General features: G+C 53.3%; 10 protein-coding genes. 3 read left to right on the top strand and 7 right to left on the bottom strand.

Translation table 11 applies throughout. From position 1 onward, the window contains the following. Positions 1–197 precede the first annotated feature (197 nt). The 3 genes from cysI to lspA all read right to left on the bottom strand — a co-directional run bounded on the left by cysI (position 198) and on the right by lspA (position 4,521). Positions 198–1,913 carry an assimilatory sulfite reductase (NADPH) hemoprotein subunit gene (gene cysI, locus HQN87_RS11735; protein WP_173132697.1) on the bottom strand — a complete coding sequence of 572 codons (1,716 nt, stop codon included), beginning with the start codon at positions 1,911–1,913 and terminating at the stop codon, positions 198–200. A 33-nt stretch (positions 1,914–1,946) separates the two neighbouring features. Next, positions 1,947–3,806: an assimilatory sulfite reductase (NADPH) flavoprotein subunit gene (locus HQN87_RS11730; RefSeq protein ID WP_173133658.1), complete on the bottom strand. Its 1,860-nt coding sequence runs from the start codon at positions 3,804–3,806 to the stop codon at positions 1,947–1,949. Positions 3,807–4,056: 250 nt separating this feature from the next. Then, complete coding sequence (lspA, locus tag HQN87_RS11725) at positions 4,057–4,521, bottom strand: signal peptidase II (RefSeq protein ID WP_173132681.1); 465 nt, start codon at positions 4,519–4,521, stop codon at positions 4,057–4,059. A 208-nt stretch (positions 4,522–4,729) separates the two neighbouring features. Between lspA and HQN87_RS11720 the strand changes: the two genes are divergently transcribed. Next, positions 4,730–5,434, top strand: a complete 705-nt coding sequence (locus tag HQN87_RS11720; RefSeq protein ID WP_173132678.1) for a DUF421 domain-containing protein — start codon at positions 4,730–4,732, stop codon at positions 5,432–5,434. A gap of 376 nt (positions 5,435–5,810) precedes the next feature. Here the strand turns inward: HQN87_RS11720 and HQN87_RS11715 are convergent, their stop codons facing one another. From HQN87_RS11715 to HQN87_RS11700, 4 genes are all read right to left on the bottom strand, one after another. Then, entirely contained in the window at positions 5,811–6,785 is a 975-nt protein-coding gene (locus HQN87_RS11715) for an aldo/keto reductase (protein WP_173132675.1), read from the bottom strand. Between the two features lie 128 nt (positions 6,786–6,913). Next, a complete protein-coding gene (locus tag HQN87_RS11710; RefSeq protein WP_173132672.1) occupies positions 6,914–10,180 on the bottom strand; it encodes an ATP-binding protein in 3,267 nt (1,088 codons plus the stop codon). Then, positions 10,167–10,538 carry a response regulator transcription factor gene (locus HQN87_RS11705; RefSeq protein ID WP_173132669.1) on the bottom strand — a complete coding sequence of 124 codons (372 nt, stop codon included), beginning with the start codon at positions 10,536–10,538 and terminating at the stop codon, positions 10,167–10,169. Before HQN87_RS11705 ends, HQN87_RS11710 begins: the two co-directional genes overlap by 14 nt. 51 nt (positions 10,539–10,589) lie before the next feature. After that, complete coding sequence (locus HQN87_RS11700; protein ID WP_173132665.1) at positions 10,590–12,221, bottom strand: GGDEF domain-containing response regulator; 1,632 nt, start codon at positions 12,219–12,221, stop codon at positions 10,590–10,592. A gap of 233 nt (positions 12,222–12,454) precedes the next feature. On the opposite strand from HQN87_RS11700, the gene HQN87_RS11695 reads away from it, so the two are divergent. Beyond that, on the top strand, positions 12,455–12,724 hold the full coding sequence (locus HQN87_RS11695; RefSeq protein WP_173132648.1) for an ACT domain-containing protein: 270 nt from the start codon (positions 12,455–12,457) through the stop codon (positions 12,722–12,724). A 25-nt stretch (positions 12,725–12,749) separates the two neighbouring features. Beyond that, positions 12,750–14,108 (top strand): PFL family protein, encoded by a 1,359-nt coding sequence (locus HQN87_RS11690; protein ID WP_173132644.1) that lies wholly within the window; start codon positions 12,750–12,752, stop codon positions 14,106–14,108. Positions 14,109–14,429: the final 321 nt, after the last annotated feature.

Genomic DNA, 14,429 nt, shown 5'->3' with positions numbered 1-14,429 from the left:
ATGGATAGGGTACAACCATACATTTCATAGAAATAACATGTGGAAAAGGTACCGTCCTTTTAAAGAACGGTACCTTTTCAGCGAGAAATTGAAGGATAAGTTATCGTGTGCAACATTTAACTTCTTATATTTTCAAAAGAACCTGTCCCCTAGTCATTAGGGAACAGGTTCTTTTATGAGGTGAAGAACAGGCGAAATCAGTCGTGGAAGTTAAGTCCCGAGGTAACGGCCTTAACATATCCGCTGCGGATTACATAATCGCCGAAGTGTTCACCGGTGCTGCGCTCCTTGGCATAGCGGTGGATCATCGGCCCCAGGATATCCAGAATCTCTGTCTCGTCAACATTCTCCTTGTACAGCTTGTTCAGCCGGTCTCCGGTGAAGCCTGCCCCCAGGTAGAGGTTGTATCTGCCCGGGCCTTTGCCGATGAACGCAATCTCGCCAAGCGCCGGTCTGGCACAGCCGTTCGGGCAGCCCGTCATGCGGATAATGATCTCTTCATTACGCAGTCCGGCTTCATCAATGATGACCTCCAGCTTATCCAGCAGCACCGGCAGATAACGCTCCGCCTCCGCCATGGCAAGTCCGCAGGTCGGCAGAGCCACACAGGACATGGAGCTTCTGCGCAGCGCAGAATGATGCGCCCCGTCTGTCAGCCCGTATTGCTTGGCGAGCTCTGCCACCTTGCGTTTCTTCGCCTGACTGACTCCGGCAATAATCAGATTCTGGTTGGGCGTCAACCGGAAATCTCCGCCGTGAATTTTGGCGATCTCTCTTAGGCCGGTCATCAGCGGATAACCTTCGATATCCTGTATCCGTCCGCTTTGAATATACAGCGTCAGATTCCATCTGCCGTCCATGCCCTTCACCCAGCCGTAGCGGTCTCCGTTGTGATCGAAGTGATACGAGCGTGCCGGTTCAAGCGTCCAACCCAGCCGCTGGTGCAGCTCATCCTTGAACCAGTCCAGGCCGTGCCGGTCAATCGTATATTTGAAGCGGGCATTCTTACGAACCGAGCGGTTGCCGTAATCGCGCTGGATTGTAACGGTCTTCTCCGCCAGATCAATCATCTGTTCCGGACGGCAGAAGCCGATGATCCGCCCCAATTGGGGATAGGTATTCGTATCGCCGTGTGTCATGCCCATGCCGCCGCCGACCGAGACATTGAACCCGGCAAGCTTGCCGTCTTTCAGAATAGCAATGAAGCCCAGATCCTGGGAGAACACATCCACATCATTGGACGGGGGCACAGCCAGGCCAATCTTGAATTTGCGGGGCAGATACACCGGTCCGTAGATCGGCTCAACAACCTTGCTGTCCACGACCTTCTCGCCATCCAGCCAGATTTCATGGTAAGCTGCGGTGCGCGGGGCTAAGTGGTCACTGATTTTTCTGGCCCACTCATTGACCTCGGCATGAACCTCTGACTGATACGGATTAGGCCCGCTCATCACATTCCGGTTCACATCGCCGCAAGCCGCGAGCGTCGTCATCAGGGTGTCGTTGATGGTTTTGATCGTCTTTTTGAGATTCCACTTCAGCACCCCATGCATCTGAAAAGCCTGCCGCGTCGTCAGACGCAGGGTGCCATTGCCGTACTTGTGGGCCAGCTCATCCATTACGAGCCACTGTGCGGGAGTTGCCACTCCGCCGGGCGCTACGACCCGCAGCATGAACTGATAAGCCGGCTCCAGCTTGGAGCGTTCCCGTTCATTGCGCAGATCCCGGTCATCCTGCATATAGCTGCCGTGGAATTTCAGCAGGCGGTTATCATCCTCCGGCAGCCCTCCCGTAATCGGATTACTAAGGGTCTCTACAAGCGCCCCGCGCAGATAATTGCTCTCCTGCTTGATATGTTCAACCTCACTCGGTGGCCCGCCAATCGGCTTCACCGCTGGTTCATTATTTGCCATCGCTGATTCTCTCCTCTTTCGCCTAAGTCCTGCTTAATACACATCGCGCTGGTAGCGCTGCTCCTGCTGCAGTGTCTCCAGATAGGCAGCAGCCGCTTCCGGGCTTAGTCCGCCTTCCTCCTGGATCACTGTAATCAGTGCGGAGTGGACGTCATGCGCCATATGCTTCTCGTCCCCGCATACATATACATGGGCGCCTTCTTGCAGCCACTGGTACAGCTCCTTGCTTTTCTCCAAAATACGGTGCTGTACGTACACCTTCTCCTCTGTATCGCGTGAGAAGGCAACATCCAGCCTGCTGAGAACACCGTCCTTCAGCATCCGTTGCCAATCCGTCTGGTAGAGGAAGTCTGTAACGAAATGCCGGTCGCCGTAGAACAGCCATGACTTGCCCTGTGCCCCCTGCTCTTCCCGTTCCTCCAGGAAGGAGCGGAACGGGGCAACCCCGGTACCCGGACCGATCATAATCACCGGCACATCAGGATTAGCCGGCAGCTTGAAGTTCGGATTATTCTGGATATAGACCGGCAAGGTGGCACCCGGCTGCACCCGCTCTGCGCAGTGTACCGAGCAGACGCCGTAACGCTCACGCCCGTGTGACTCATAACGCACGGCTCTTACGGTGAAGTGTACTTCGTCCGGGTTGGCATTATAGCTGCTGGCTATAGAATACAGTCTCGCGGGCAGCTTGCGCAGGATGGTCACGAAGCTTCGGGCCGGAACCTCCCACGGGGCATAATCCTGAATCAAATCCAGCAGATCCCGGCCCTGGATATAATTCTTCAGATCCTGCTGCCGCTCCGGGGCTAACAGCTCCTGCAGTGCAGGGGTAGAGGCCAGCCCGGCAGCCTGCTCCAGGAGCGGCTTCGTCAGTACTGTGATCTCATAATGCCGCAGCAGCGCTTCATGCAGAGTACCTTCTTCGCCTTTCTTATTAAGCGGGACACGCTCATCCCTATTCCAGCCCATGGCGGCAATAATGTCTTCTACCAATTGCGGGTGGTTCTCAGGATATACCCCCAGTGAATCTCCCGGCTCAAAGGTGATATTCGAACCGGCCAGCGACAGCTCCAGATGGCGGGTCTCGCGGTCTGAGCCGCGTCCGTTCAGATTCAGATTCTCCAGTACTTCAGCATGGAAGGGATGATTGCGTGAATAGGAGGATTCCAGAGACTCGGCGCTTTCAGCGGCCTGAACCGCTGCATCTGCAATCCCTGAGGTATTCTGTGAACCGTTAAGCGCGCCGATCACATGGCCGAACCACTCAGCTACCGGCTCATCATAATCCAGGTCGCAATCTACACGCGGGCTTAACCGCTGTGCACCCAGCTCCTCCAGCTTCTGATCGAAATCCTTGCCGGTCTGGCAGAAGAATTCATAGGAGGTATCCCCCAGCGCGAGTACCGAGAAGCGCAGGTGGGGAAGCTGGGGCGCTCTTTTGCTATAGAGGAATTCATGGAAGGCACGGGCATTATCCGGCGGCTCACCTTCACCATGGGTGCTGACCAGCAGCAGCAGGTTCTCTACCTTCTTAAGTCCGTTCGGCTTGAAGCTGTTCATAGCGGCCACCGTAACCTGGAAGCCCTGCTCCTCCAGCTTACGGGAGAGGCTCACGGCCAGCCGCTGGCAGTTGCCGGTCTGGGAGCCGAACAATACGGTAACTTCACGCGGTGTCTCCGGCTTAGCGACTGTTGTCACTGCTCCGCCTGTTACCGGTTCAGCAGCAGCGGGGAGTACAGGCAGACTTCCTTGCCCCCCGCTACCCTGCAGTGACAGCGCGGACAAATAACCGCTTAACCACACCTGCTGAGACTGCGTCAGCGTTGGCAGAAGCTTGTTCAGCAGCTCTGCCTGTTTCTCATTAAAAGGACTGTTTGTAACTTGTAGTTGCAACAATATCGACCTCTCCTTAACGTGCAATCTTCTTTCCTCTTAAGATCATGAACTCAGGCTAACACATTCGCAGGAAACGATCAACGCATCATATAACAGGAACTATGTAGATAATAAGGTAAATATATGTATAAAATGCATAAAACCCGTCTAAATCATAGTAAAATGCTCTGATTTAGGCGGGTTCATTACTAATAATGATAACTTGCATTAGATAATATGATAGCCCGAAGCGGTCTGAACACAGTATTTATAACCGTCCGCGGGCTGTTTTTGGCCGGAAGTAGTCCAGCAGCAGGTAGACTAAGATCAGGATGCCTCCGGCATTAATGGCCAGATCAGCCAGATTCATAATCCCGCCGCGGCTCCCGAACACCAGGAAATCTGTAACCTGATGATAGATCACCCGGTCGATGCCATTGCCTACAGCTCCTCCAACCAGAAATCCGCTGGCTGCTTCGAGCAGGGGTCCGCGGATGGCGCCCTGGCGCCGGTAATAGAGTATTACGGCTACAAAAACAACAGCGACAATGGCAAAATACTTCCCGTAACCCTGAAAGGAGCTGAAGGCTGCGCCGCTGTTCTCATAATACTCAAACCGCATATGCGGGCTCCAGGAAGGAAGGATCTCCCCGAGCTCCATATGGGTGCGCACTATCCACTTGGTAGTCTGATCAAGGATCAGCACTATTGCAGCTACCAGATAAAAAAGCATATAACGCCCCCCGTTTCTTCTCTTGTTGTTCCCAGCCCCGTTACCTGTCCCCGAATCCAGTCTACCACAGGTCATTGCCCTGATTCACCCCGGTGCCTAGGCGGCAACCGGCAAGCTGCTGTAGCGCAGGGTCAATTTGCATGTTACACCGCTTGGAACACTGGTTAAACACTCTTAAATCCATTCACATTTTGGAAGGTGGTTACTCATGGAGTACGGTTCAATATTCATTAAGTTAATCGCCGGTTTCATCGGATTATGGGTCATGACCCGGCTGCTGGGCAAAAAAGAAATCTCTGCTCTTACGCCCTTTGACTTCATCTCTGCCGTAATTCTGGGAGACCTGGTCGGTGAAACCATATATGAAGAGAAGCATTCTGTCCTGATGCTGTTGTTCACCCTGGCTGTATGGACGGTACTCTCTATCCTCTTTGAAAAGGTTACCCAGCATATCCGCAAGCTGCGCAAGCCGCTGGAAGGGGAGCCGGAGATTCTGATCCGGGACGGTAAAGTCGATCTGGAGAAGCTGCGCCGCAACAATCTGGATTTCGAGCAGCTGCGGATGATGCTGCGGGCCAAGGATACCTTTTCTATCAACGAGGTGGCCTATGCCATCTATGAAACGAACGGCTCCTTAAGCCTATTGAAGAAACCTTCGTATGAACCGGCCACCCGGGAGGAGCTTCAGATCCCCGCGCGGGAGGTACAGCTTCCGCAGAGCCTGATAGAATCGGGCGAAATCCGGTATACGGCCCTGGAGAGCCTGGGCAAAAATGAAAGCTGGCTGATGCAGGAGCTGCGGAAGAGCGGCTATCCTAATCCGGCCTCTGTTGCTTATGCTGAGCTGAATGAGGAGGGCGAATTATGTGTGGTTGAATCGGTCCGGCAGCAGGCAAAGCCCGGTGAGGTCTGAGCTGAGAGGAGCGGTGCTCAATTCAGGTGCACTAATGCTCTTCATCCGCTCATTTAGCCCCCGCCTGCTCAATTCAGGTGCACTAATGCTCTTCATTGGCTCATTTTGCCCCCGCCCGCTCAATTCAGGTGCACTAATGCTCTTCATCGGCTCATTTAACCACCGTCCGCTCAATTCAAGTGCACTAATGCTCTTCAATGGCTCATTTAACCAACGTCCGCTCAATTCAAGTGCACTAATGCTCTTTATTGGCTCATTTAGCCCTAACCCTAATCCACAATAAAAGAGTTATCATCCTCTCCCAAATAACAAAACGGCCAGATGCTCCCCGCAGGGAACATCCGGCCATTATTCATGTATAGGTGCAAAAACTAGCTTACCAGGCGTAAGCTTCCGGTGCCGGCTTGCCCGGTCCAGGGAAAATCTCGTCCAGCTTCTTCAGCACAGCTTCTTCCAGTACGATCTCCGTAACCCGCAGCGAATCCTCGAACTGCTCAATCGTACGCGGTCCGATAATCGGCGCAGTCACTGCCGGATTCGCCAGTACCCAGGCCAAGGCGACCTGATCCTCATGCTCGCCCAGCTCCTTGCAGAGCGCGGAGAACCGCTCCAGCTGGCTGCGGTGCTGCTCCAGCTTGTCTGAACGGGCGCTGCGCACGCCGGTCTTGGAGAGCGCATTGCGGCCTAGCAGGCCACCGGCCAGCGGACTCCATGGAATGACACCCAGACCCAGTTCCTTCGAAGCCGGCAGCACTTCAAGCTCCGGGGTCCGCTCCAGCAGGTTGTACAGATGCTGCTCGGAGACAAGGCCGAGGAAATGACGTTCCTTGGCCTTCGCCTGTGCAGCCGCGATATGCCAGCCCGCAAAGTTACTCGAGCCGATATAATCGGCTTTGCCCTGGGATACCAGAATCTCAAACGCACCCCACAGCTCTTCCCACGAAACGTTCCGGTCGATATGATGCATCTGATACAATTCGATATGATCGGTCTGCAGCCGTCTTAGCGAGCCTTCGAAATGACGTCTGATCTTGTAGGCGGACAAGCCGGAGCCTGAATTGGGACCGTCCTGCTCGTCGAACATGTCGTTGTACACCTTGGTGGCCAGCACGACCTTCTCGCGCCGTCCGCCGCCCTGCTGAAACCAGCGGCCGATAATCTCCTCCGTCCAGCCGCGGCGGTCCTGACCGCCGTACACATTCGCCGTATCGAAGAAATTGATCCCCGCATCCAGTGCGGCGTCCATAATTCTGAAGGCTTCCTTCTCCTCCGTTTCTGGTCCGAAATTCATCGTTCCCAGACAGAGCTGGCTGACCTTCAACCCGGATTTACCCAAATAACTGTACTTCATCGCAATTCCTCCCTTTCATTTCTGTTAGGTTGTCTGCATCAGCTTCACTATAATCCTTAGAGCCTACTCTAAGGCAAGTTTTTGGCCGGACAAATTTCACTAACGAAATTCAGGGTCCCGGCATTCACTTAATGCCCGGCTTCACCATTATCCGGGAACAGAACTTCTCCCGTCTTAAGCTGAATATCCACAATTTCCTGCAGAGTACCCGACAGCTCGCCCGGCGGATAAGGCTTAGTCAGATATTTCCGCACATTGTCCATCATGCTCTTATCTCCCTTATCCAGTGCGGAGGAGATGACAATCGGCACATTCTCCGTCCGGGGATCGTTCTTGAGCATGCGGATCAGATCCCAGCCGTCAAGCTCGTCCCCGAGCATCAGATCCACGACGATTGCTACGAAGGGAGTTTTCACGGCCTGGTCAAAAGCCTTTTGCGGATGATAATGGTGGGTGACCCGGAAGCCTTTGCCTTTCAGCTCCTCCGACAGCAGCAGCGACAGGCTGTAATCATCCTCGACAATCATCACATTCGGCTTATGCTCCTTGCCGGCAGTCCATTTATGGGAAGACTCCTCCTCCTGGTGGCTGGTCTTCGCCTGGAATACCGGAAGACTGAACCAGACCGTCGAGCCTTCGCCTTCAACCGATTCAATCCCGATCGTCCCCTGCTGCTTCTCAATAATCTCCTTACAGATCGCAAGCCCGAGCCCTGTACCGCCTATCCGCTTGGAGGCGCTGTTATCCACCCTGCGGAATTTCTGGAACAGCTGCCCGATCTGATTCTTGGGAATCCCGAGTCCGTGGTCCTGAATCCGCACCATCACTGAACCCGGCTCATTATGCAGCATAACCTTAATCTCGTTACAGCCCGGTGAGAATTTGATGGCATTGCTCAGCAGGTTCGTGAGCACCTGAATAATCTTATCCTTGTCCACCTCAACCTCGGCATTCAGCGCTTCATCTTCCAGCAGGATATGGTGGGTCCCGCTCAGCTTATACTGGTCAATGACACTAAGGACGGTCTCGCTGAGATTGATTTGCTCTACATTGTAGAGCTGTGTGCCGGATTCCATCCGCTGCAGATCCAGGAAGTCATTGATCAGCTCCGTCAGGCGCTTGGCTTCCTTATGAATGGTCTCCAGATATTTCAGCTGCTTCTCCGGCTTCATGGTTTTGGACAGCAGCAGCTCGGTGAAGCCCAGCACGCTGGACAGCGGGGTCCGCAGCTCGTGGCTGACGGTGCTGACCAGCTCCGACTTCATCAGATCCAGCTCATACTCGCGGGTAATGTCACGGTGGACGAAGAGCGTCCCTACCCGGACCTCCCGGCGGAAGACCGGTATGGCATAGGCGTCCACATGCTTCATATCTTCCTTGCCGATGGAATACTTCATCGCACTGGAATCAACGGAATGCTCAGACATCGCCTTCAGGTAGAACTGCCTCAGCTCTTCCGATTCATTCACCCTCCGGGTGAAGTGCTCCATCCAGAGCTCCTCAGGAATCAGCATGCCTTCAGCCCAGGCATCGTAGCTGAACAACTGGCTGAGGGCCTTGTTGATATGCTGAATGACGCCTTCCGTGTTGACGAACTGGATGCCTTCATTGACATTATTGACAATATCCCGGTTCAGCTCGCGGCCATTCTCCATCTCCTCATACATGAACAGGCGTTCAATGGCGAGAGCCACCCGGTTCATCATCCCTTGAATTTCACTGGTCTCTTCCCCGGTGAAGGAATGTCCGATCCGTGTGCCGCAGAAGATCGCCAGAATCTCATCCTCAGCGTTCACAACCGTTGTATAGAAATCATAGCAATACACTTCCCGGGCGGAAATCCCCTGCTCTCTGGGCAAGCCCGCACGTTTCACAATATAGGATTTCTCCTGGCTGAGACGGTACAGCATCTCCTGGCTGTTCTCATCAACATACCGCTCCACATTCTCCGGCGGAATCCCTTTGACAACCGCAATCTTATCCTTGACCAGCAGAAAAAGACTGGAATCGAACGAGTACAGCCGGTTCATGAACGTATTGAACTTCTCGGCGAATTCCTGCTTGTCCAGCGTGTAGGTGATTTCATGGTTCAGCTGATTGTTAAGCTCCAGCATAATGGTAGTCTGCTCTGTGCTCTTCAGCGTCTCAGCCAGCTCCTGCTGCACATTCTTCATGGAGGTAATGTTATTGGCGATCAGGATGTACTGGTAGATCTGACCTTCATCATTCAGGTAGGGCATAATCGTCAGCTGCAGCCAGAGTGCCGATCCATTCTTGGCCTCCATCTCCAGCTCACTGCTCCATACTCCGCCGGTCGACAGCTTGCGGAGCATCTGCTCCATCTGGGAGTCTGAGAGATTACGCAGCTCAAACAGCCGGTAAGTGTACCCGATAATCTCTGAGCTCTTGTAGCCTGTATAGTAGCTAAGGTTATCATTGACGTACGTGAATACGCCTTTATTCGATAAAATGCCTACGGCAGAGGTCTGATTCAGCGCCTTCATCATGCTTTCGATTTCGCTGAGCGACCGCTCCAGCCTGAACTGCTGATCCTGCAGCTCATCCTGCTGGGCATGCAGCTCTTCATTCTGCATCATCAGCTCTTCCTCTTTGTCCTGGATGCTGCGGGCCATGTTCAGGAAGGCATCATAGAGCCGGCCGATCTCATCCTTCTTATGCAGCTTGCCGAGCAGAACCGCCTCCCCGGCCGCCAGCGAATTCGTCGCTTCCTCCAGCTTCACAATCGGATCAATGATAATTCTCAGCATCCGCCAGATCAGCAGAGTGAGGAATAACAGCAGCAGGGCACTAAGCCCGAAGGCGATGAAGGTGAACAGATCCGCCTGCTTAATGGATCGGGAAGCCATATCGTTCAGCAGGGCATCCGAGCGTGCCTGGAACTGCTTCGTATACCCCAGATACTCGTTAACCGTCCGGGTACTGCCGTTCTGGGACAGGTTACGGATTCCTTCATAATCATTATTGTCCACCAGACGAATGGCTTCGGGCAGCGTCTCGCTTTTGTACTGCTCATAGAACAGCTTCAAGTCATCTCTGTACCGGGCTTCCTCAGCCGACAGCTTCAGGGATGAATATTGTTCCAGAATCCCGTCAAGCTCCTTAACTGCAGTGTTCAGAAGCGCAAGCTCACTCCCGCTCTGGGTGGCAACATATCCTCTGGCCCGGAAAAAGACCTCCTTCAGCGTGTCCGCCAGTTCATTGATCGTCCCGGTCTTATGCTGAAGCACTTCACGGTCCTGCTCCAATTGTTCCTGCTGGGCATTGATATAATAGAACAGGCTAATTCCGCCTGCCATAATGGCTATGAACAAAATCAGAAGAATCCGGTAATATTTCGTTTTGATGCTCCGGTCAGCAAGCTTATGGTTTCTCACTCAGAATGACCTCCACGAGCTGCAGCAGCTCCATCGGGCTGAACGGCTTAGGCATGAAATACCTTGCTCCCGCCTCCCTTGCCCGGTTACGGTCCATTTCCTGTGCTTTGGCGGTCAGCATCATAATGGGAGTCCGGCTTTTGAGTTCCCCATCCAGCTCGCTCAGCACTTCAATTCCGGTCATTACCGGCATCATATAATCCAGAATTACCAGATCATACGGGTCCGCCGCCAGTCTTAAGAGTGCCTCGCCCCCATTCTCCGCCGTATGAATCTCCACATTCTCCAGGTCCTCCAGCGTATCCTCAATCAGCATCCGCAGAACTTCTTCGTCATCTACAATCAGTACCTTTTGCATGAATACTCACTCTCACCTTTCCAATCAACCCTCTACCGGGGTCTATTGCACTTAGAACAGGAACCTGTGGGCCAGGCGCTCAATCCGGATCAGCAGCTCCGGCAGATGGAAGGGCTTAATGACATAGTCGTCTGCACCCATCTGCAGGGCATGGATAATATCACGCTGATTATTGCGGCCGGTCAGCATAATCACGAGAATGTTCACCTCGGGGTAGCTGCTGCGGATCTTCTCGAGCACTTCCAGCCCGTCGATCTCCGGCATCACGCCGTCCAGAAGGATAATATACTTCTCCTCGGGAGCATACCAGTCCGATTCCAGGAACAGCGCGCCATCCGCATAACTGGCCACCTTAATTCTGGTGTTATTCCCCGGCTGCCATGAAGAGAAATTGCCCGTCACAATTCTGCGGATCAGCGGATCATCATCCACGATAATCACATTAAGAGGCGTCTCTCTCTGGATCATCAGCTCCTTGCTATAGAGCTTCGTCTGATTTCTCCCGTTATATTTGCTGGCATAGAGCGCCTGATCGGCTTCCTCTACTAATCTATCGGCATTCTGCTCCACTTCGGTTACCTCGGTAACTCCGCAGGAGAAGGTGACCTGGAAGCTCTCCCGTTTGGCCTGGAAGGCATTGGCCGCGAAGCTCTGCTGAATCCGCTCCATGACAAGCAGCGCCTGCTCCGCCGGAGTATTAGGCATGAACAAGGCAAATTCCTCACCGCCATAGCGGCAAAAGGTGTCCTCTGTGCGAATCGACTGCTTCACCAGCTCCGAAAAGGTCTGCAGCACCTCATCCCCCACCAGATGGCCATAGGTATCATTGACCAGCTTGAAATGATCCAGATCCAGGAGGGCAAGGGAGAACGTCCGGCCTGTCCGCCTGAAATCGGAGAGAAGCTGCTTCATCGTCTGATTGAAGTACTTGCGGTTAAAGGCGCCGGTCAGCTCATCGACGATAATCGACTCCTGCCACTCTTTTTTGAGCTCAAACCGGTTCTTGATCAGCACCAGGAACAAATCAATGTCCACCGGCTTCTGTACATAATCCATGACACCGAGCGAATAGGCATACTTCTGAACGTCCTTGGAATGTTCGCCGCTGATGATGATGATCGGGATACGCTCTTTTTTGGCTTTGCCGATAATCTGGTTCAGCACATCAATCCCGCTGCGGTCCGGCAGCAGAATATCGAGCAGTATTAAATCCGGCTTCGTCTCATAAAAAAGCTTCAGTCCGCGCCCCGCCGACAAGGCAATGCTCACATAATAGGACTTCCGCTCCAGCGATTCACGCAAAAAAGCGACCAGCTCCACATCATCATCTATGATCAGAATCTCGTATTGTTGGTGGATATTGCCGTGGGACAATGCAATCCCCGGAATCTGCGGAGGCACCGCACCCGTAATTTCCGGCTCCCCGAACAGCTCCAGCAGCGGATACAGATAATCCCCCCACTCCGCTTCCGTCCAGCCTCTAGGGTTGTCATCCGAGAAATAGAGCAGCGCGTTGCCGGAGAACGCCTCCACTGCGTCAAGACCTACGGTACCGGAGGTGCCTTTTAGATTATGCAGGAACCGGTAGATATCCTTTTCCTCGACTGCGGACTGTTCCGACCACTTCTGCAGCGTTTCTCTGGTTCGCGCTTCAACCATCTCTTTGTATTTTCTCGTTGTCATAATAGCTCCTTCAGTCCACAATATCCTTCAATACTCCAATAAAACATAATTAACATTCAGTGTCAACACTCTTCCATCCGCGCTAAAAGGCAAGCTTAAATCTGTGATCAGCCCTACAAAAAAGCTTTGGTTGATAACCTTCCCTTCATTTGACATAATAATTGAAATCGTTCATTCCGTTAAAGCGGCAACGGGCGGAGAATATAGACCATCTATACACGGGAGGCTTTCCATTGAAGGGGATTATTACAGTACTCGGAAAAGACAAAGTAGGGATCATTGCCAAAGTATGTACATACCTCGCAGAACACAATCTGAACATTCTGGATATTTCCCAGACGATTGTGCAGGATTATTTCAACATGATGATGATTGTGGACATCTCTGCGCCCACCAAGTCCTTTGAGGAGATTGTGGAGGAGCTGCAGCGTGTAGGGGAAGACATCGGTGTGGAAATCAAGCTCCAGCATGAAGATATCTTCAATATTATGCACCGGATTTAGCCAGCTTAAGAGAGGAGCAACCCCAGTGATCTCAATTGTAGAAGTTCAGGAGACCAACAAAATGATCCGGGAAATGAACCTGGATGTCCGCACCATTACGATGGGGATCAGCCTGATGGACTGTGCCCATGAGGACATGAAGATTTTCAACCAGAAGGTGTATGACAAAATCACCCGGTCCGCCGAGAAGCTGGTGAAGACCGGCGAAGATCTGGAGCGTCAATTCGGTGTGCCGATTGTCAACAAGCGGATTTCCGTCACCCCGATTTCGATTGCAGCCGGCGCCGTACATACCGATACCTATGTGCCTGTGGCCCGGATTCTGGACAAGGCGGCCAAGGAGGTCGGCGTTAACTTCATCGGCGGCTATTCGGCGCTCGTGCAGAAGGGCTGCACCAAGGGCGACCGGATTCTGATCGACAGTATCCCTGAAGCGCTGGCCGTGACCGAAAGAGTCTGCTCCTCCGTGAATGTCGGCTCCTCGCGCAGCGGCATTAACATGGATGCGGTGAAGCTGATGGGCGATATCATTCTCCAGACGGCTGAGCGCACCAAAGACCGCGACTCTATCGGCTGCGCCAAGCTGGTAGTCTTCTGCAATGCGGTGGAGGACAACCCGTTCATGGCTGGAGCCTTCCACGGGGTAGGAGAGCGGGAGTGTGTGATCAACGTCGGCGTCAGCGGTCCCGGTGTCATCAAGCGGGCGCTGGAAGAGGTGAAGGGGCAGGACTTCGAAACCTTGTGCGAGACGATTAAACGTACCGCCTTCAAGGTCACCCGTGTCGGGCAGCTCGTGGCCCAGGAAGCCTCGAAGCGTCTGAATGTGCCGTTCGGCATCATTGACCTGTCGCTGGCCCCCACTCCCGAGATCGGCGATTCCATCGCTGAGATCTTCCAGGTCATGGGCCTTGAAGAAGCAGGAGCCCCGGGTACCACCGCTGCACTCGCTATCCTGAACGACAATGTCAAAAAAGGCGGAGTTATGGCCTCCTCCTATGTCGGCGGCTTAAGCGGCGCCTTCATCCCGGTCAGCGAGGACCACGGTATGATTCAGGCCGTCCAGCGCGGCGCGCTGACCCTGGAGAAGCTGGAAGCCATGACTTGCGTATGCTCTGTAGGTCTCGACATGATTGCCATCCCCGGCAGCACCAGCAAGGAGACCCTCTCCGGCATCATTGCTGATGAAGCGGCTATCGGCATGGTCAACAACAAGACCACCGCTGTCCGCCTCATCCCGGTCATCGGCAAAGAGGTGGGCGAAATGGTCGAATTCGGCGGCTTGCTTGGATACGCTCCGGTCATGGCTGTCAATCCGTTCAATTGTGCAGGCTTCGTCAACCGCGGCGGACGGATTCCCGCACCGATCCACAGCTTCAAGAATTAAGGCAGAGGATTCCGGCTTCTGCAGCAGGCAGGTGGATAAACGTATCTTAATTCAGCGGCTTATGAAGGATTCATCCTAACAGATGGAAAAACTACAACTAATAATGCTCATATTCGCTAATGGGAGTGAGCAGGCAGAAATTTAGTGTTGTTTATCCATCTGCTGGTTTAACATGCTTCAATGGGTCAGCAGCAAGTGGACTAAATCCACCTGCTATTTAGGATAAGTGGTCAGGTCCAACATATAAATTCTTATATTTCCAAAAAGACACGCTGTCCTCCCTAAGCGGAAAGGCAACGTGTCTTTGGTTATGCCGGAATC

Origin of the sequence: Paenibacillus tritici, from assembly GCF_013204885.1 — a bacterium.
Lineage (GTDB): Bacteria > Bacillota > Bacilli > Paenibacillales > Paenibacillaceae > Paenibacillus_AQ > Paenibacillus_AQ tritici.
Note: the sequence above shows the minus strand (reverse complement) of the source record. Positions and strands in the feature narration are given on the sequence as shown.

What these genes read in the sequence shown, in the direction of transcription:
- HQN87_RS11720 (WP_173132678.1), top strand. Translation starts at nt 4,730, where the DNA reads ATGGAGTACGGTTCAATATTCATTAAGTTAATCGCCGGTTTCATCGGA.
- HQN87_RS11700 (WP_173132665.1), bottom strand. Translation starts at nt 12,221, where the DNA reads ATGACAACGAGAAAATACAAAGAGATGGTTGAAGCGCGAACCAGAGAA.
- lspA (WP_173132681.1), bottom strand. Translation starts at nt 4,521, where the DNA reads ATGCTTTTTTATCTGGTAGCTGCAATAGTGCTGATCCTTGATCAGACT.
- HQN87_RS11715 (WP_173132675.1), bottom strand. Translation starts at nt 6,785, where the DNA reads ATGAAGTACAGTTATTTGGGTAAATCCGGGTTGAAGGTCAGCCAGCTC.
- HQN87_RS11705 (WP_173132669.1), bottom strand. Translation starts at nt 10,538, where the DNA reads ATGCAAAAGGTACTGATTGTAGATGACGAAGAAGTTCTGCGGATGCTG.
- cysI (WP_173132697.1), bottom strand. Translation starts at nt 1,913, where the DNA reads ATGGCAAATAATGAACCAGCGGTGAAGCCGATTGGCGGGCCACCGAGT.